The 1,394-nt window shown below is 75.0% G+C and carries 2 protein-coding genes; both read right to left on the bottom strand.

The window, feature by feature from the left end:
* Window positions 1-495: adenylyltransferase/cytidyltransferase family protein (locus GTW08_RS26410; RefSeq protein ID WP_161152677.1), on the bottom strand; the 495-nt coding region annotated here is incomplete at its 3' end.
* Between the two features lie 76 nt (window positions 496-571).
* A partial coding sequence (locus tag GTW08_RS26415; RefSeq protein WP_161152678.1) for a dioxygenase occupies window positions 572-1,394 on the bottom strand: 823 nt, incomplete at its 5' end.

A 1,394-nucleotide genomic window follows, 5' to 3' on the forward strand; every position in this document is an offset into this window, starting at 1 on the left:
GGAGAAGCCGAACCCCGTCCCCAGGGTCGCCAACGTGGTGACGTCGCCGGCGGCGCGGGCGCCGAAGGTGAAGTTCGCGCCGACGACGACCGCCGCGGCCCCCAGCCCGCGGGCCAGGACGTCGCGGGCGAACTCGTCCGGGGTCCGGGCGGCCAGCCCGGCGGTGAAGCGCAGTACGCAGACCGCGTCGACGCCGGCGGCGGCCGCGAGCTCCGCGCGGCGGTCCACGGTGGTCAGCACGGCGGTGTCGCGGTCGATCCCGAGCACGCGGGCCGGATGCGGGTCGAAGGTGAGCAGCACGACCGGGAGCCCCCGCGCCCGCCCGACGGCTCGGGCGTGGTCGATGAGGCGTCGGTGACCACGGTGGACGCCGTCGAAGACACCGACGGTCACCACGCAGGGGCCGAAGGAGTCGGGGACGGCGTCGACGCCCCACCACAGCGGGACGACGGGCCGGCTCGGGATGCGCTCGGGTGCCTGGGCGGCGGCGGTCATGACCGGGACCTCCACGTCACGGTTGCGCCGACGGGTGGGGGCGGACCCCGTACCGGGGCCCGCCCACCCGTTCGGACTACTCGGGTTCGAGGACGAAGTCGTGGTCCGAGCGGACCCCGTCGCCGTCGCCGGTGGGCTGCGGGTCGAGTACCAGCTCCGGCTTGGTCGCCGAGGCGACGTCGGAGTCCAGGTAGGGGTCACCGGTGAAGAACAGCTGGGTGGTGACCGTGCGATGCCCGGGGGCGGAGACGAGGAGGTGCAGGTGGGCCGGTCTCCACGGGCTCCATCCCGCGATCGTGGTGAGCTTCCCGGTCGGGCCGTCCAGCGGGATCGTGTACGGCGCCGGCTTGCGGGTGTGGATCTCGAACCGGCCCTGCTCGTCGCAGGCGACGACGCCGCGCAGGTTCCCGGCCGGGGGCTTCTCCGCGAAGCCGGAGTACCAGCCCTCGTCGTCGGTGTGCCAGATGTCGACCGTCGCCCCGGGCAGCGGCGTGCCGTCGGTGCCGGTCACACGGCCGGCGAGGACGAGCGGGGTGCCGGGCTCGTCCTCGCGCATCGGCAGGGTCGCCGGGGACTGCAGCCGGACCTGGCCGTCGAGCCAGAACGGGCCGAGGATGGTGCCGGTCGAGCCCTGCCGGGACTCGGCGGCCACCCGCTCGACCTCGAACTCGAGGTAGACGTCGAGGAACAGCGGCCACTCGCCGGTGTCGGAGACCTCGATGAGCCAGCGCTTGAACGCGTCGAACTCGGCGTAGGTCACCTTGTGGTCGCGGATCGCCGCCCGGATCCCCTCCAGCGCGGCGCCCACGACGGCGGCGACGCGGTCGGCGTCGGCGCCGCCGCCCGCCGCGGTGCGCCTGCTGGACAGGCCGAGGCGGGCGGACTCGGTCGCGTTCGCG

This window comes from Pseudonocardia sp. SID8383 (assembly GCF_009864975.1).
Lineage (GTDB): Bacteria > Actinomycetota > Actinomycetes > Mycobacteriales > Pseudonocardiaceae > Pseudonocardia > Pseudonocardia alni.